We start from the raw sequence: 16,467 nt of genomic DNA on the forward strand, positions 1-16,467 counted from the left end.
GGCCAGGAGAGAAAGGACCCACCATGTGCCGACTCATCCTCGCCTCCGGGCAAGTCGCCGTGGCGGACATCGCCGCGGCGGCGGTGGACATGAGCTGTGGCCGGACGGCCGATCACGACAACCCCACCAAGGCGCACGTACACGGGTGGGGCGCGGTCTGGCGGGAGCCGGGACACGGGCTGCGGTCGCACACCGATGTGCGGCCGCTGGCCGAGAGTCTCCACGATTCCCCGCTGCCGGAGACCAAGACCGACTTCCTCGCCATCCACGTACGCAACGCGACGCTGGAGTCCCAGCGCGGTCCCCGGTTCACCCATCCGTTGACCAGGGACGACGGCTGGTACTTCATGCACAACGGCTATCTGCCGACCGCGTACCAGCGGCTGGGGCTGCCCGCCTCGGAGTTCGACTCGCGGGAGTACTTCGACCACCTCGTCCCGCACGGCGCCAACAGCCTCGATCCGGAGACGGCACTGGGCAAGCTGGACTCGCTGCCGCCCGGCGGGAACTCCGGCAACGCCATCGCCGTGCATCCCGCGGGCGCGTACCTGGTGCACTGGAGTGCGCCCGGGGTGGCCACACCGGTGTTCTTCGCGATGCGGCGTCTGCGCCTGCCCGGAGTGGAGATCATCGCCTCCGAGGTGGTCCCGGGTCTCGCCCCGGCGCCGAGCTGGGAACCGCTGCCGGCCAACACGGTCGAGCACTTCTCGTTCCCCGAGGGTGTGTGAGATGCCCGAGTCCGACGACCGGTACCGCCAGGTACTCCGGATGATCGACGCGCACGACATCGAACTGATCCGCTTCCTGTGGGTCGACCACAACGGCATCGTCCGGGGCAAGGCGGTGACCCGCCGGTTCCTGGAGTCCCGGATGGAGTCGGGCATCGGGCTGGCCAGGTCCCGGCAGGCGGCGAACCTCATGGACATCGGTCAGCCGGTGCCCGGCTTCAACGCCGTCGGCGAGGTGCGGCTGGTCCCCGACCCGAGCACCTTCGTCGCGCTTCCGCACGCCCCGGGGTCCGGGGCCATGCTCTGCGACCTGGTCCAGCTCGACGGCACGTCCTGGGACGCCTGCCCGCGCACCTTCCTGAAGTCCGCGCTGGCCGCGGCGGGTGACCTGGACGTCGTGGCCTCCTTCGAACCCGAGTTCACGCTGTGCGACGCCCGGCCGGGCCCCGGCTCGCTGAGCGTGCTGGACGACAGCCTGTGCTTCGACAACACCGGGTTCGACGCCGCCAACGACTACGTGGTCCAGCTGACCAGGGCCTTGCAGGGACAGGGCATCGACGTGGAGCTGTACCACCCGGAGTTCGGCGCCGGGCAGCACGAGATGACCCTGCGGCACGGTCCGGCGCTGAGGGCGGCCGACCTGTCGGTGTGGCAGAAGGTGATCACGAGAGGGCTGGCCTCGGCGAGGGGGATGTGGGCGACGTTCGCGCCCACTCCCGGTCCCGGTTTCCGGGGCAACGGAAACCACCTGCACCTGTCCATGTGGAAGGACCGGCCCGGCCTGGGCCCGGTGAACATGTTCGCCGACGACGCGGACGACCTGGGTCTGTCCGAGACGGCCTACCACTTCGTGGGCGGTGTGCTCCGGCATCTGCCCGGCCTGCTGGCGCTGACCTGCGCCAGCGTGAACAGCTACGAACGGCTCCAGCCGGGCATGTGGTCCGGCGCGCACGCCTGTTACGGCCAGGACAACCGGGAAGCGGCCGTACGGGTGCCGAGCAGGCTGCGCGGCAGTACGGCGGCGTCCACCAACATCGAGCTCAAGGCGTGCGACTCCACGGCCAACCCGTACCTGGCGCTGGGCGCGGTGATCTACGCGGGCATGGACGGCATCACCAACCGGATCGATCCGGGTCCGCAGCTCGCGGAGGACCCGAACGGGCTGTCCGACGCGGAGCGGGACGCCCTCGGTCTGGGGCTGCCCCGGTCCCTGGAGGAGGCGGTGGAGGCACTGCGCCGTGACGACTACCTGATGGACGTACTGGGTCCGCTGCGGGGACAGCTCTATCCCGCGATCAAGCGGGCCGACGTCGAGGCGGTCAAGGAGATGGGACCGGAGCTCGCCTTCCTGACGTACGCCACCCGGTACTGAGGGCCGGCACCCGTCACCTGGGGTCGCGCTGCCCGAACGGACGTCGCCCCGGCAGCCCGGGGCGACGTCCGAAGGCCGGTACGAGGTACGGCGAGGCGCTCCGGGCGGCGGCGTCCCGCACGCGATCGGCGCGAACAATTCCCCCTGACGCATGATCAGGACATGGGATGATCCCGGCAGGAACCGAGAGATCGAGTGGGTACATGGGCAGGATGCACGCGGACGAGGCGGAGACCGACGCGGACCTGGTGCGGCGCCTGCTGCGCGCCCAGTTCCCCCAGTGGGCGGGCCTGCCGGTCACCCGGCTCGCCTCCGGGGGCACGGTCAACGCGATCTACCGGCTCGGCGAGGACCTGACCGTCCGGCTGCCGCTGCGTCCCGGCGGCGCCGAGGACATCGTCAGGGAGGCACGGCTGCTCCCCCGGCTGGCGCCGCTGCTGCCACTGCCGATCCCGGAGGTGGTGGCGACCGGTGCCCCGGGCGAGGGATACCCCATGGCCTGGGCGGTGCACCGGTGGCTCGAAGGCCGCAACCCGGTCGAGGGCGACCTCGCCGGGAGCAAGCTCGTGGCCCGTGACCTCGCGGAGTTCGCCGTCGCCTTCCGCAAGATCGGTCTCCCCGCCGGTCCGCCCGCGCACCGGGGCGCACCGCTGATCGCCGAGGACCGTGAGATGCGGGAGGCGATCCAGGCGCTGCGCCGCACCGACGAGCCCTTCGACGCCGACGAGATCACCGCGGCCTGGGAGGAGGCGCTCGCGGCACCCCTGTGGACGGGCCCGGCCTGCTGGACGCACTCCGACCTCATGCCGAGCAATCTGCTGCTCAGGGGCGACCGCGTCTCTGCGGTCATCGACTTCGGCACCGTGGGCATGGGCGAACCGGCCAGCGACCTCATCCCGGCCTGGAACCTGCTGCCCGCCTCGGCGCGGCAGGTGTACCGCGAGGCGGTGGACGTGGACGACGCCACCTGGGCCCGCAGCCGGGGCTGGGCGCTGTCCATGGCGGTCATCCAGCTGCCGTACTACCGGACGACCAACCCGATCATCTCGGCCAACGCCCGGTACGTCATCCGGGAGATCCTCGGGGCCTCCGCGTAGAGACGCGGAGGCGCAGAGGCGCAGAGGCATAGAGACACAGAGACACAGCGGCATAGCGGGGTGGCGGGGTGGCGGGGTGGAGCCGACGCACCGGGCGCGGCGGTGGGGGTTCCCGCCGGCGGGAACCCCCGGTGCTCAGCGCGCTCCGACGGGGACGCGCGGAAGGCCTTCGGCCTTGTCCAGGGTGGCCATGGTCGCCTCGTGGACGCGGCGCACCCCTTCCGCCACGGGCAGGGCCCGCAGCTCCTCGGAGATGATCTCCACCCCCCAGTGCCCCCGCCAGCCCGCGTCGTGGATCGCGGCGACGAACGCGGCGGTGTCCAGGTCACCGTCGCCGGGGTTGCGTCGCCGATCGATGGTGTCGTCCCACAGGGAGCCGACGACTTCGGCGTCGGCGTCGTCGAGTTCGACGACGAAGACGTGCTCCATCGGCAGCACTTCGGCCATGTCCGCGTACGAGGTGCCGCCCCGGGCGATGTGCCAGGTGTCGACGACGAGGCCGCCGTGCGGATTGCCGACTTCGCGCACCAGATCCGCGCCCTCGGCGATCGTACGGATGTTGGACATCGGCATGGGCTCCACCGCCACGCGCAGACCGTGGCGGCCGGCGTCCGTGGCGAGGGCGTCGAAGGACTCGGCGAACCGTTCGCGGCTCACACCGCCCGTGGCACCGAAGGACTGGAGCTCCGCGCCGACCTTGATGGTGGTCACGCCCAGGATGGGAGCGGCGGCGAACAGGGCGGCCCTGACCGCGTCGGACGCCCTGCGGAGTTCTCCGTCCGCCCACCAGTTGCTGATGAACTCCAGCTCGACCTTCTCGATCCCGTGGTCGTCGAGCAGCGTCCTCAGTTCCCGCAGGCCGATATCGCGGGTGATCTTCGCGAGGTCGCCGTGCACGAACCCGACCCCCTTCCAGCCTGCGGCTTCCACCGTCTTGAGCCGGGTGTGGATGTCCACGGGGCTGGACTCGTCGCCCCGGGCCGGGGCCGCGTCACCCGACCACGTCCAGCACGTGGCGAGCAGGTCGCGGTTCTCGATCCTTCGAAAGGTCATCGTCGGGCTTCCTTTTCCGTACGGGGCTGTGGTGTCGGAGTGGAGCGATGCGGGGGCGGGGGCGGAGTGCTCGCGGCGGAGTCAGGGGGCGAGCTGCTCGCGCCCCGCCAGCACGCGTCGGAACGCTTCGGCGATGGCGAGGACGTCCGAGGTGTCGCCGAGCAGTGCCGCGTGGTGGAACGTGAGAAAGGTTCGCGCCGCCCGGTTGCTGGCCGGCAGATCGTAGCGGCCTGGATCCACCCGTTTCAGATGGTCGCGTCCCAGGTCGAACCGGCGGCGGGAAGCGGGGTCGTAGAGCGGGCTCGCGTACAGCGGGCGGTACACGGGGCGTACGGCCAGGCCGAGTTCGGCGGTGAGTGCCTCCCCGACCGCGGCCGAGGGGATGTGGCGGAAGTCGTCCTCGGGCAGTCGGACCGCATAGCCGAAGTAGGTTCGCCGGGTGGTGCCGGCGGACGACACCTGGGGGCACAGCCCCTGGTCGGTGAGGAGTGCGTCGAGCAGCGCGGCGTTGGTCCGGCGCACGTCGTTCTGCGCGTCGAGCTCCTTCAACTGGGCGCTGAGCAGTGCGGACTGGAACTCCGACAGGCAGCGGTTGCTGCCCATCAGCTCCCCCGTCTCGACCAGTTCGGGCATGCCCACGGCGGGAGGACGCGCGGTCCGGCACCGGCCGTCGGCACGCAGGTGCTCCATGCGCCGGGCCAGGCGGGCGTCGTCGGTGACCGCTGCCCCGCCCTCCCCGCTGCTGAGCACCTTGGTGTGGTGCATGCTGAAGGTGCCGACATCGCCGAAGGTGCCGGCCTTGCGGCCCCGGTAGGTCGCGCCGTGCGCCTGGGCGCTGTCCTCGATCAGGGCGAGCCCGTGCCGGTCCGCCACGGCCCGCAGCGCGTCCAGGTCGGCGAGGGCCGAGTACAGGTGCACCACGACGATGGCCCTGGTCGCGGGCGTGATGGCGGCCTCGGCGGCGGCCGGGTCCAGGCACAGCGTGTCCGGGGCGACGTCGGCGAACACCGGTACGGCGTTGACGCCCAGGATCGTCGAGGCCGACGCCGCCCAGGACAGGGCCGGCACGATCACCTCGTCGCCGGCCCCGACGCCACAGGCCTCCAGGGCCGTCGTCAGGGCGGCCGTGCCGCTGGCGGTCGGTACGCAGTGCCGTGAGCCGAGGTAGCCGGCGAAGTCCGCGGCGAACAACTGCTCCCGGGTCGGCCTGCCGTCGTAGGGGCTGGCGATCGACCACCGGCCCGAGTCCAGCACCTCCTCCAGCGCGGCGATCGCGCCCCGGGCGGGCCGGGGCCAGCGGGGCCACGGCCGCGTACCGCGTACCGGTGTTCCGCCGTGCACGGCCAGCCGGTCGCCGGCCGCGAGGGTCACAGCAGACCCCTGACCGTGCCGCCGTCCACACCCCAGACGGAGCCGGTGGTGAACGAGGCGGCGTCCGAGGCGAGGAACGCGATGACCCGGGCGACCTCGTCGGGCGTGCCCATCCGCCCCAGGGGCAGCTGACGCTTGCTCATCTCGTGCTCCACGGCGGCCTTGGCGTCCCTGCCGTGCACGTCGCCGAGGGTCTCGGCGAATCCGCCGGGGCGTGTCCACAGCGGTGTCCACACCGGCCCGGGAGCGACGGCGTTGACGCGTACGGCCGGTCCCTCGGACAGGGCGAGACTCTTGGTGAGACTGAGCAGCGCGACCTTGGACACCTGGTAGTCCGCCGGCCCTTCCTCCGGCTGGCGGGCGAGGTCGGAGGCGTTGGTGACGATGCTTCCGCGGCCACGCTCCCGCATCCCGGGAAGGACGATCCGTGCGGCGCGCACCGCGCTCAGGAAGTTGAGTTCGAAGGTGCCGATCCAGTCGTCGTCGGACAGTTCGTCGAAGGCCCGGGCCCGGCACTGGCCGACGTTGTTGATGAGGATGTCCGTGGCGCCGCCGAGAGCGTCGAGGGCGGCGGTGACGGCCTTCGTCACTCCGGCGCCGGTCGACAGGTCGCCCGGCACGGCGACCACCTCGGTGATCTCGGCCAGCTCCTTCCGCACCAGCTCCAGCTGCTCGTCGTCCCTGTCCAGCAGGGCCAGCCGGACCCCTTCCGCGGCGAACACCCTCGCCGTTTCCGCCCCGATGCCGCTGGCGCCGCCTGTGATGATCGCGGTACGGCCGTCAAGTCCGAGGTTCACGCGACACCCGCCTCCTGGCCGACGCGCCGCAAGGGGACGCCGTCGGTCCTGTCCGTCGTTGCGGGACCGGACCCGGTGGGGCGCCCGCCCCGGAGGACCGCGGCCATCAGGTGCCCACCAGGGTGAGCCGGTCGGCGCACACGGACTCGATGCCCAGCCGTACGGTGTCCTGGTCGACCTGAGTGATGGGCAGGCCGCCCGGGCAGTGCGCCGCGCCCAGGGACTCCAGGAGGATGAAGTCGAACGTGCCTTCGCGGCCGGGGACGTAGCCTCGCTTGTTGTCGAGGCGGATGACGTCGAGGACGGACCGCACGTCCAGTTCCTCGGGCAACCGGGTGGGGGCGCCGTTCAGTTCCAGCAGGCGGTGATGTGCCAGTTCCTCGGAGCGGTCGAGCAGTCCGAGTTCCCGGGACATGCGCGCCGCGGCGAGCATGCCGATGCCGATGGCGAAGCCGTGCCGTAGCCGGCCGCCGGTGAGCAGCTCGGCCGCGTGGCCCGTGGTGTGCCCGTACTCCAGGACCAGTGCCTCGCGCTTCTCGGTGTGGTCCGCGCGCATGACCGCGCTCTTGGCGTCCACGCACAGGTCGATGAAGCGGGTGATGACCTCGGGTGTGTAGTGGCCGTCGGGTCGCAGCAGACCGGCCACCTCGTCGTAACGCTCGGGGACGATGCCGAGCACGTTCTTGATCATTTCGCACAGGGCGGACCGGATCTCCTCGGCGGGCAGCGAGTCGAGGAAGTCCAGGTTGTTCCAGACCAGGACAGGCGCGTGGAACGTGCCCAGGTGGTTCTTGCCACAGCGGGAGTTGACGGCCTGTTTGAGGGAGAGCACCGAGTCGGACATCGCCAGCAGGGTGGTGGGCATGTGGACCAGACGCACCCCCCGGAAGAGAAGTGCCGCCAGCAGGCCGGCCATGTTGCCCACGACTCCCCCGCCGAGCGCGACCACCACGGACCGGCGGGTGATGCCGCTCTTCAGCGCCTGTTCCCCGATGCGGTCGAGAGCGGCCATGTTCTTCGAGGTTTCGTCGGCGTTCACCTTCACCAGGTGGGTCGGGGCGACGGAGGAGAGGTGCACCTCCGTCGCGGCGACCAGGTGGTCCGGGAGGCCCGCGTCGGCGACGACCACGAAGCGGTCGGCGTCGAGGCCGGCGAGCCGCACTCGCAGGTCGTCCCAGGCCGCGCGACCGTGCCGCACGTGAAAGGCGTAGTGGATGTCGCCGAACCGTATTTCCCGGTCGAGTCCGGAAGTCTGTCCTGACAGGAGGGCCATGTTCTAACTCCAGGCGTACGTAAGGACGAGAGGCGTTCGCGCGGGTGCTCCCGGGCGAACCAGAAAGAAGATTGCCATTCGAGTCACATTTTTGGCAACCATACGGCAACTGCTTGGCAAGGTATGTGGTGCCGCGAGGCGCCACAGCGGTGCGCGACGGACCGCAGCCGTCGGACGACCGCCCGCACCGGTGCACGGCCCCGCCGCCGGAGACGGGCAGGCAGGAACCGCGGAGGCGGACACCGGTCGCGCCCCCGCCGTCCCTCGGCCGGGTCTATCCCCGTGCCGCCTCCGGATGACCGTGGATCCAGCCCGCCCAGGCCGACGTGATCATCTCCTCCACGCCGTGGCGGGCCTTCCAGCCCAGTTCGGTGGCGATGCGATCGGCGCAGGCGACGACGCGGGCCGGGTCGCCGGGGCGGCGGGCGGTGACCGCCGGGGCGATGTCGTGGCCGGTGACCGCGTTGATGCGGCCGATCATCTCGCGCACCGAAATGCCCTCCCCGCGACCGATGTTGAGGGTGAGTCCGGCACCCGGCGCCCGGCGCAGCCGTCGCGCGGCGGCCACATGGGCCTCGGCGAGGTCGACGACGTGGATGTAGTCGCGCACGCAGGTGCCGTCGGGAGTCGGGTGGTCGCCGCCGAAGATCCGGGGCGGGGCGCCCTCGGTCAGCTTCTCGAACACCATCGGCACGAGGTTGAACACCCCCGTGTCCGCCAGCTCCGGGCTCGCGGCGCCGACCACGTTGAAGTACCGCAGGGAAGCGGTGGACAGGCCCGTCGCCCGGCCGGTGGCCCGCACCAGCCACTCGCCGACCAGCTTGGTCTCGCCGTACGGGCTCATCGGCGCGCACGGCGCCTCCTCGGTGACCAGGTGCACGTCGGGCATTCCGTACACGGCCGCCGAGGACGAGAAGACGAACGAGGGCACCCCGGCGTCCGTGACGGCCGACAGCACGGTGCGCAGGCCCTCGACGTTCTCCCGGTAGTAGCGCAGCGGCACCTGGACGGACTCACCGACCTGCTTCTTCGCCGCCAGATGGACCACACCGTCGATGCCGTGCTCCCGGACCACCTTCGCCAGCCGCTCGCCGTCCAGGGTCGAACCCACCTCCAACGGCACGCCGTCCGGCACCCGTTCGGCGATCCCGGTGGACAGGTCGTCGTAGACCACGGCCCGCTCGCCCGCGTCCAGCATCGCCCGCACGACGTGTGCCCCGATGTAGCCGGCACCACCTGTGATCAGCCAGGTCACGTCGACACTCCTCTCCTGAGAGAACCGGTCGGTCAGCGCAGGGCGCGCTGGGCCTCGATCACCTGCTGGACGGCCGGGTTGTCCCCGGCGCGCCGGTGCGAGCGGGCCGCGAGGTCCGGGAACTGGACGGCGAGGGCGCAGCGCAGCCGCAGTTCGAGCGGGGCGACGTTGACCTCGCCGCGGTTGCCGTGCACGGCGCGTACGACGGCGTCGGCCACCTCCGCGGGAGAGACGGAACGTACGCCGCTCGGCACCTCGGCGCCGGTGGCGGCGAACATGCCCGCGTCGCGCACGAAGCCCGGCTGCACGATGGAGACGCCGACGCCGGTGTCACGGAGGTCCAGGCGCAGACTGTGGGCGAAGCCCCGCAGGCCGAACTTGGAGGCCGTGTAGAGCGAGGAGTACGGAGTGGCCGCCTTGCCCGACATCGAGCCGACGAAAGCCAGGTGGCCTCGCCCACGCTCCACCATGCGGGGGGCGAGGAGCCGGGACAGCAGGACGGGCGCGGTCAGGTTCACGGCGAGGGCGCGCTCGATCTGCTCCGGGGTGTAATCGAGGAGATCGCCGCTGGCCGGCAGTGCCGCGTTGGCGACGAGGACGTCGACGTCCTGGCACCGGTCGGCCAGCCGGGCGATGTCGCCGGGGCGGGAGAGGTCCGCGGCCAGCGGACGGGCTCCGAACTCGGCTGCCAGTGCCTCCAGTTGTTCGGTCTGCCGTCCGGTCACCACCAGCGTGGCGTTCGCACGGGCCAGCCGGTACGCGAGTGCGCGCCCGATGCCCCCCGTCGCGCCGGTGAGCAGAACGGTCGCTCCAGCGAGGTCCATCGACGTCGCCTCCTGTCCGGGTTTCCCATCACACAACACGGCTGTCAACAACTTGACTGTAGCTGTTGAGATTTGGCAACTCAATTGCCAGAATGTTGGCAACATAATCCGGCGACAATGACTCTCGCAAGGTGGTCCTCGTGGAACGACGGGAAATCGGCAGGATGGGTCGCAGCGTCTCGGTGGTGGGCCTCGGCACCTGGCAACTGGGCGCCGACTGGGGCTCGGTGGACGAGGACGAGGCCCTCGCCGTCCTCGACGCGGCCCTGGAGTCGGGCGTGACGCTCCTCGACACGGCGGATGTGTACGGTGACGGCCGCAGCGAACGGCTCATCGGCTCCTTTCTCAGGCAGCTCGGCCCCGCCCGCGCCGGGGGTGTCCTCGTGGCGACCAAGATGGGGCGGCGCGCCCCGCAGCGGCCGTCCGAGTTCACTCTCGACAACTTCCGTGCCTGGACGGACCGTTCACGCGCCAACCTGGGAGTGGACACCCTCGACCTGGTCCAGCTGCACTGCCCGCCCACGCCCGTCTTCTCCGCCGGTGCGGTGTACGACGCCCTGGACACGCTCGTCGACGAGGGGCGCGTGGCGGCGTACGGGGTGAGTGTGGAGACCTGCGAGGAGGCGCTGACCGCCATCGCGCGGCCCGGTGTGGCCAGCGTGCAGATCATCGTCAACGCCTTCCGGCGGAAGCCGCTGGAGCGCGTCCTGCCGGCGGCCCGGGCGGCCGGGGTGGGCATCGTCGCCCGGGTCCCGCTGGCCTCGGGGCTGCTGTCCGGCCGCTACCGTCAGGACACGGTCTTCGCCGCCGACGACCACCGCGCGTACAACCGCCGGGGCGAGTCGTTCGACGTCGGTGAGACGTTCTCCGGCGTGGACTACGCGGTGGGCGTCGACGCGGCCGTCGAGTTCGCCGCGCTCGTGCCCGACGGCGTGTCCCCGGCGCAGGCCGCGCTGCGCTGGGTCGTGCAGCAGCCCGGGGTGACCTCCGTGATCCCCGGCGCGCGGACGCCGGAGCAGGCCCGCGGCAACTCCGGGGCGGCCCTGCTGCCCGAACTGTCCGAGGTCACCCTGAAGGCGGTCGAGGACCTCTACGACCGCCGCATCAGGGACCTGGTGCACCACCGCTGGTGACACCGGGGCGGGGTACGGCTGTGGCCCACGGGATGTTTCCCGTGGGCCACAGCCGTACCGAGGGACCGTCACGCGGTGCCGAGGAGGTTGTCCGTGAAGTCGTTGCGGAACGTGCCGGACGGGTCGTGCTTCCGGGCCAACTGCGCGAAGGCATCGATGTGTTCGTAGAGCGCGGCGATGTCCCGCGGGGCGAGGGCGGTCAGCTTGCCCCAGTGCGGCCGGGCACCGAGCGGCAGCAGGGCGGCCTCGACCTCGGCGATCAGCGGCCGGACGCGCTCCAGGTCCTTGACCCAGGTGAAGTGGAAGGTGACGGAGTCCCTGCCGTGTGCGGGGCTCAGCCACAGGTCGTCCGCGCGGACCGTACGCACCTCCGCGATGTGCAGGGCCGGCGCGAGGCGCTGCCCGAGGCCCCGCAGCGCGGCGATCGCGGCGGGGGCCGCCGCGCGCGGCAGGTAGTACTCGGACTGGAGTTCCTCGCCGGCTCCCGGCGTCAGCTCGGGCCGGAAGTGCGGCAGTCGCTCGCACCACGGGCCCGGCACGTCGAGTTGCCGGGTGCTGAACTCCGGGGGCATGCCGGGTACGGGGTTCATCGGCTGCCCGGCGGGGCGGCCACCGCTCCAGCCGCTGTCGGACCGGTCCGTTCTGCGCTTGAGCCAGACCTGGGCCTCGTCCCCGCCCCAGTCGGTGAACACACTGACGCTGTAGGCCGCGCCCGACACCGCGTCGAAGTGTGCCGACACCTCGTCGAGCGGAACCGCGACCCGGACGCTCTGCGCCATCTCGTAGCTCGGTTCGATGTCGAGGGTGAGCCGGGTGACGATGCCGAGTGCGCCCAGTGCCACCACCGAGCCGGGGAACAGGTCCGGGTCGGCGTCCCGGCTCAGTTCGACCATGTCGCCTTCGGGGCCGATGAGTTGCAGCGCCCGGACCGACGCGGCCAGGCAGCGCTGGGTGTCGCCCGAGCCGTGGGTGCCGGTGGCCACGCTGCCCGCGATCGAGATGTGCGGCAGCGAGGCCAGGTTGGCGAGGGCGAAACCGGCACGCTCAAGCCCGAGGATGACGTCCGCGTAGCGCAGGCCGGCGGAGACGGTGACGGCCGAGGCCGTGGTGTCGAGCTCGATCACGTGCGGGAGCCCGTCGAGGCGGACCAGGTCACCTCGGGTGTCGGCGACGGTGCTGAAGGAATGGCCGCTGCCGACGGCCCGTATGCGTTCGCTGTTCGCGACGAGCCGTCGCAGTTCGTCGATGCTCTGCGGCCGGTGCCACCGTGCGGCACCGAACGTGACGTTGCCGGCCCAGTTGGTGGCCGTTTCGAACAGGCTTGACATATCCGCTCCGATCAGGTTCGGTCGCGTTCTCAGTGAATGGGGGCGGGCCCCTTCGCCATTCCCGTCACGGGCTCGACGAGCCGCTGAACCCATTTGCGACGGTATACGCGGTAGCCGCTGACAACAGCCTTCACGATTTCCTCGCTGTTGATGGCGAGAAAGACGATCGGGAACGGGAGATCCCATACGAGCGCCGTGAGGAATGTCAGCGGAATGGCGATCAGCCACTGGCAGGCCAGGTCCGCCCTGAATATGTAGACCGTGTCTCCCCCGGCCCGCAGAAGTCCGTTCTGCAGCGTCATGCAGGTCATCCGGAAAATGAACACGAATGCCAGGACGACAGTGGTGTCCTGTGCGACGCCGATGGTCCCGGCGTCGATGTCCCCGTAGATCTTCCCCACCCAGAAGCTGGTCAGAAGCAGCAGCAGACCGCACACGGCGGCGACGCCCGTGTTCCAGATCAGCAGCGCCTTGCTCATGCTCCAGGTGCGCTCTTCGGTGGCACCTTCCCCGATGCTGTTCCCGATGAGCACCGCTGCCGCCGTGGCCACACCGTTCGCGAAGGCCACCGCGGTGGCCTCGATCGGATTGATCATCGACAGGACCGCCAGCTCCTGTGTGCCGGCACGGCCGACGACGATGCTGTAGACCAGAATTCCGGACGCCCACGACACCGACCCGAGGGACACCGGAACGCCGACCCGCCAGATCTTCCGCAGAATTCCGTTGCCGACACCGGCCCGGAGGTCGCGGAACCGGAAGGCCATGGGATGGCGCCTGCCGTACATGTACGCGATGAACAGGAGGCATTCCGCGTAGGTGCTGATGACGGTCGCCCAGGCCGCGCCGGTCAGTCCCAGTTCGGGCATTCCCCAGTTGCCGAAGACGAGACCGTAGGCCAGAGCCACGTGGAGAAGTACGCCGACCAGGGCGAAATTCATGGCCATCTTCGCCTGACCCAGACACCGCAGACTCGCGGCCAGTGCCGAGATCACCGCGAAGGGAACGATCATCGGAATCACGGTTCTGATGTAGGAGGCACCCAGCGATATCACATGGGAGTTCTCCGTGCCTATCGCCACTATCTGCCGCGCCCAGACGAAGCAGACGGCGCTGACGACCGTGGCGATCGCGACGGCGATCACGACGGTCAACGCCGTGGCCTGGCGGGCCTTCTGCACACTGCCACTGCCCCAGAACTGCGCGACTATGACCGCGCCGCCGTCGGCCGTTCCCAGCATGGCCATGATGACGATGAAGACGACGCGGGTGGCATAGCCGATGGCGGCTATCTCGTCGGTGCCCAGGTGCGACACGAACAGCGCGTCGACAATCGTCCTGGACGACGACATGAGGGACTGCAGTGTCACAGGAACAGCCGTGGTGCACAGCAACGCTATGAACCTGCGGTCGAGTGCCAGCCTGAAACCGCTGGGCGTCGGCCCTCCCGCGCCGTACGCCGTATGCGTCACGGTCATGCCGCCTTACCTTCCGAGTGCGTTGGAGTTCACAACTGTGGGCCCGCGCGGGTGGACCGGGGGAGGCGGTCTCGTGTCCTCCCCCGGTCCGCGACGGGCCGGGCCGGCGGCGCGGTCTCAGCGCAGCTCTTCGGCCACCGGATCCACGAGCTTGAGAGCGACGCGCTCGGCTTCCTTGAGGATCGTGTCGCGGAACCGCGTGCTCAGTTCGAGGACGGGCGGCAGGACGCGGCACTCGTCGATGCTCTGGTCGGGGTAGGGCAGGGCGAGCCCGGCCAGCGGGAGCACCTCGCGTGGGGTCTGGTCGTCGAACATCGTGCCGATCGAGGGGGCGGGCGCGTGCGTCCGGGAGTCGATGGCGGCGCCGACCACGAGGACACTGCGGCCGTTGACCGTGCCACGCACGACACCCAGCTGCTGCCCGTCGACGGGAACGGCGGCGGCCACCTCGCGCTCGGCGTCCGGATAGAGCCGGTCCGCTTCGAGCTGCTCGTAGGCGATGGCCATCTCCACGTCCAGGACGGGCCACTTGGCGAGGTAGTACCGCCAGTTGACGATCTCCGTCTCGGACTGGTCCACCTGGTTGCGCGGGTGCGGGAGGTGGACGCCGTAGACGCCTTCCCCCAGCACGATGGGCGTGCCCGTGCGGGAGACCCGGCGGGCCCATTCCTGGTCCTCGGGGCCCCAGCCGCGGAAGCCCTCCTCGTAGGTGAGGCCGTGCTCCTTGACGATCTCCGCGGGTACGGCGACGAGGGCGCCGCAGGCGTAGACCCAGGGGAAGCGCGCGAAGGCCGACGCGTACTCCGGGGTCCAGCGGGAGTCCAGCTGGACGTTGCCCTCCGTCTCCAGCTTCGCGAGGACCTTCCGGTAGTCGCTGAACGGGAGGACTTCGACGCTCTCCACGTCACGCCTGATGACGTCGTCGTAGCCGATCATCTGGCCGACCACGCAGATCTTCTGCCCGTGCTGGAAGTAGCGGGTGTAGAGGTTCTCCAGGAACCTGGAGGGCACCACCATGTCCGCGTCGAGAACGACGAGGACCTGCCCGGAGATCTGCCGCAGTGCCAGGTTCCGCGCATGGCAGAGATTCCACTCGGCGCCCGACATCACCGTGATGATGTCGAGACGGTCCGAGAACTCCTCGCACACGGCGGTGAACTCCGGGGAGTACTCCAGCGCACCGACGACGACCTCGAACTCCGAACGGTCCATCGTCTGTTCGGCGAGCGCGGCGAGGGCGAGCCTGACATTGTCCAGGCGCTGCTTGTACGGAATGACGATGCTGAACTTCGGGGCACCCATGCCTGCTCCTCCTACGAAGTCGTGTGTCCTCCCCGGTCCGACGAAGGGACCGGGGGGCTTCAACAAGAGAAGCTTGGCACAATGTTGCCTAGATTGACAATGGGTTGCCGAGACCCTTCCGGCCGACCGGAGACAGCCGGGCCGGCACCGCTGACGCGTGTACGCCGGACAGACGGAAGAGCTCCCCGTGCGCGGTGACACCCGCTCACAGGAAGCTCTGTCGATGGCTCGGCAGCAGAAGGGCCGGATGCGGGCACCCGGGCGGGCGGCTCCGCACCGAGCCGGTGCATCGAGTCGTCCGTTCCCGGGGCGGGGCTCACCGGTGCGGGAGTCCCACCCCGGGACGGCTCGTGACCGGCGTCCGGTTACGCGGCGGGAACCGCGGTCCGCGCGGGCTCGTCGACGCGGGCCGTCATCTCGTCCACGAGGGTGAAACGGTAGCCGCGTCCGAGCAGGCCCTCGATCACGGCGGGCAGTGCTTCCACCGTCTGCGAGCGGTCACCGCCACCGTCGTGCAGCAGCACGACGGAACCCGGCCGCGCCTGGTCGAGCACGGTACGGGCGACGGCGTCCGCACCGGGCATCGCCCAGTCGTCGGGCACCACGTCCCACAGCGCGGTCGTCAGCCCGGACTCGGCGAGCCAGCCGAGGACTTCCGGGGTGCGCGACCCGTACGGCGGCCGGAACACCGTCGGCGCGGGGCCGCCGGCCGCCTCGGCGATGGCCTCCTGGGTGCGTTCGATCTGCTCGGTGAGCTGGGACCGCGTCAGCTCGGGCAGGAACGGGTGCGACCAGGTGTGGTTGCCGAACCCGTGTCCCTGTTCCCGCATCCGCGTGAGGATGTCGGGGTGGGCACGGGCGTTCATGCCGACGCAGAAGAACGTCGCCGGCACGCCGTAGCGTTCGAGGACGTCCAGGACGCGTTCGGTGTTGCCCGGCTGCGGCCCGTCGTCGAAGGTGAGCGCGATCTCCTTGCGGTCGCGCCCGCCGTGGCTCAGCAGACGTCCCTCGGCGGTCAGCCGTGCCACCTCCGACGCCGTGCCCTCGATCCACGCCGCCAACTCCGGCTCCCGGCCGGTCTGAGTGCCGCGAGTGCGTATCAGACGCGCCAGGGCGGACGGGGCGCCGGCGGCGGCCCGGGCGATCTCGGCGGCCGGCACCGACCCGAACCCCGGTCTCGGCGGCAGGAGTGGGGGGTCGGCGCGGAACACCGTGAGGCCGGCGGCCATGAGCCGACCGTCGAGTATCCCGTTGGTGCTCTCCACCACAGTGGTCAACTCCGGGCCGAGACCGCGCAGATGGCCGGCCATGTCCGCGACGCGGTCCGCGCCGAACCGCGCCCGGGGCGCGGCCGTCGCACCGTCCGCGCCGACCACCTCGATCTCGTATCCGCCCGCGCCCCAGGCGATTCCCGCATACAGCATGGCGTTCCTCCTCCGGTTGTGACAGCGGTGAC

Annotated in this window: 14 protein-coding genes; 4 read left to right on the top strand and 10 right to left on the bottom strand. The window is 70.7% G+C overall.

What is annotated here, in order from left to right; translation table 11 throughout:
- Positions 1-23: 23 nt before the first annotated feature.
- The 3 genes from OG595_RS07560 to OG595_RS07570 all read left to right on the top strand — a co-directional run bounded on the left by OG595_RS07560 (position 24) and on the right by OG595_RS07570 (position 3,197).
- Positions 24-728: a class II glutamine amidotransferase gene (locus OG595_RS07560; RefSeq protein WP_329269244.1), complete on the top strand. Its 705-nt coding sequence runs from the start codon at positions 24-26 to the stop codon at positions 726-728.
- A 1-nt stretch (position 729) separates the two neighbouring features.
- Positions 730-2,100, top strand: a complete 1,371-nt coding sequence (locus OG595_RS07565; RefSeq protein ID WP_329269246.1) for a glutamine synthetase family protein — start codon at positions 730-732, stop codon at positions 2,098-2,100.
- 212 nt (positions 2,101-2,312) lie between these two features.
- Positions 2,313-3,197, top strand: coding sequence for an aminoglycoside phosphotransferase family protein (locus OG595_RS07570; protein ID WP_329282720.1), 885 nt, complete (start codon positions 2,313-2,315; stop codon positions 3,195-3,197).
- Positions 3,198-3,332: 135 nt separating this feature from the next.
- Here OG595_RS07570 and OG595_RS07575 read toward each other — a convergent pair whose 3' ends face one another.
- From OG595_RS07575 to OG595_RS07600, 6 genes are all read right to left on the bottom strand, one after another.
- Positions 3,333-4,250 carry a sugar phosphate isomerase/epimerase family protein gene (locus OG595_RS07575; protein WP_329269249.1) on the bottom strand — a complete coding sequence of 306 codons (918 nt, stop codon included), beginning with the start codon at positions 4,248-4,250 and terminating at the stop codon, positions 3,333-3,335.
- An 81-nt stretch (positions 4,251-4,331) separates the two neighbouring features.
- Positions 4,332-5,621, bottom strand: coding sequence for a DegT/DnrJ/EryC1/StrS family aminotransferase (locus OG595_RS07580; protein WP_329269251.1), 1,290 nt, complete (start codon positions 5,619-5,621; stop codon positions 4,332-4,334).
- Positions 5,618-6,418: an SDR family NAD(P)-dependent oxidoreductase gene (locus OG595_RS07585; RefSeq protein WP_329269253.1), complete on the bottom strand. Its 801-nt coding sequence runs from the start codon at positions 6,416-6,418 to the stop codon at positions 5,618-5,620. Before OG595_RS07585 ends, OG595_RS07580 begins: the two co-directional genes overlap by 4 nt.
- 106 nt (positions 6,419-6,524) lie before the next feature.
- Positions 6,525-7,691, bottom strand: a complete 1,167-nt coding sequence (locus OG595_RS07590) for a 2-deoxy-scyllo-inosose synthase (RefSeq protein ID WP_329269256.1) — start codon at positions 7,689-7,691, stop codon at positions 6,525-6,527.
- Between the two features lie 274 nt (positions 7,692-7,965).
- Positions 7,966-8,946 (bottom strand): UDP-glucose 4-epimerase GalE, encoded by a 981-nt coding sequence (gene galE / locus OG595_RS07595; RefSeq protein WP_329269258.1) that lies wholly within the window; start codon positions 8,944-8,946, stop codon positions 7,966-7,968.
- A gap of 32 nt (positions 8,947-8,978) precedes the next feature.
- Positions 8,979-9,770, bottom strand: coding sequence for an SDR family NAD(P)-dependent oxidoreductase (locus OG595_RS07600; protein ID WP_329269260.1), 792 nt, complete (start codon positions 9,768-9,770; stop codon positions 8,979-8,981).
- Positions 9,771-9,910: 140 nt separating this feature from the next.
- On the opposite strand from OG595_RS07600, the gene OG595_RS07605 reads away from it, so the two are divergent.
- A complete protein-coding gene (locus OG595_RS07605; protein WP_329269262.1) occupies positions 9,911-10,903 on the top strand; it encodes an aldo/keto reductase in 993 nt (330 codons plus the stop codon).
- Positions 10,904-10,971: 68 nt separating this feature from the next.
- Here OG595_RS07605 and OG595_RS07610 read toward each other — a convergent pair whose 3' ends face one another.
- From OG595_RS07610 to OG595_RS07625, 4 genes are all read right to left on the bottom strand, one after another.
- The gene (locus tag OG595_RS07610) at positions 10,972-12,231 is read right to left on the bottom strand and encodes a D-arabinono-1,4-lactone oxidase (RefSeq protein ID WP_329269265.1); all 1,260 of its coding nucleotides are present in this window, start codon (positions 12,229-12,231) and stop codon (positions 10,972-10,974) included.
- A gap of 29 nt (positions 12,232-12,260) precedes the next feature.
- Positions 12,261-13,709, bottom strand: coding sequence for an MATE family efflux transporter (locus OG595_RS07615; RefSeq protein ID WP_329269267.1), 1,449 nt, complete (start codon positions 13,707-13,709; stop codon positions 12,261-12,263).
- Between the two features lie 117 nt (positions 13,710-13,826).
- Positions 13,827-15,011 carry a glycosyltransferase gene (locus OG595_RS07620; protein WP_329269270.1) on the bottom strand — a complete coding sequence of 395 codons (1,185 nt, stop codon included), beginning with the start codon at positions 15,009-15,011 and terminating at the stop codon, positions 13,827-13,829.
- A 365-nt stretch (positions 15,012-15,376) separates the two neighbouring features.
- Entirely contained in the window at positions 15,377-16,435 is a 1,059-nt protein-coding gene (locus tag OG595_RS07625; protein ID WP_329269271.1) for a polysaccharide deacetylase family protein, read from the bottom strand.
- Positions 16,436-16,467: the final 32 nt, after the last annotated feature.

The sequence above is a fragment of the Streptomyces sp. NBC_01451 genome (assembly GCF_036227485.1).
In the GTDB taxonomy this organism is placed as follows: Bacteria; Actinomycetota; Actinomycetes; order Streptomycetales; family Streptomycetaceae; genus Streptomyces.

Excerpts from the sequence above, each read along its gene's own strand:
- OG595_RS07570 (WP_329282720.1), top strand. The coding sequence starts at position 2,313 with ATGCACGCGGACGAGGCGGAGACCGACGCGGACCTGGTGCGGCGCCTG.
- OG595_RS07600 (WP_329269260.1), bottom strand. The coding sequence starts at position 9,770 with ATGGACCTCGCTGGAGCGACCGTTCTGCTCACCGGCGCGACGGGGGGC.
- OG595_RS07560 (WP_329269244.1), top strand. The coding sequence starts at position 24 with ATGTGCCGACTCATCCTCGCCTCCGGGCAAGTCGCCGTGGCGGACATC.
- OG595_RS07610 (WP_329269265.1), bottom strand. The coding sequence starts at position 12,231 with ATGTCAAGCCTGTTCGAAACGGCCACCAACTGGGCCGGCAACGTCACG.
- OG595_RS07620 (WP_329269270.1), bottom strand. The coding sequence starts at position 15,011 with ATGGGTGCCCCGAAGTTCAGCATCGTCATTCCGTACAAGCAGCGCCTG.
- OG595_RS07565 (WP_329269246.1), top strand. The coding sequence starts at position 730 with ATGCCCGAGTCCGACGACCGGTACCGCCAGGTACTCCGGATGATCGAC.
- OG595_RS07615 (WP_329269267.1), bottom strand. The coding sequence starts at position 13,709 with ATGACCGTGACGCATACGGCGTACGGCGCGGGAGGGCCGACGCCCAGC.
- OG595_RS07590 (WP_329269256.1), bottom strand. The coding sequence starts at position 7,691 with ATGGCCCTCCTGTCAGGACAGACTTCCGGACTCGACCGGGAAATACGG.
- OG595_RS07575 (WP_329269249.1), bottom strand. The coding sequence starts at position 4,250 with ATGACCTTTCGAAGGATCGAGAACCGCGACCTGCTCGCCACGTGCTGG.
- OG595_RS07625 (WP_329269271.1), bottom strand. The coding sequence starts at position 16,435 with ATGCTGTATGCGGGAATCGCCTGGGGCGCGGGCGGATACGAGATCGAG.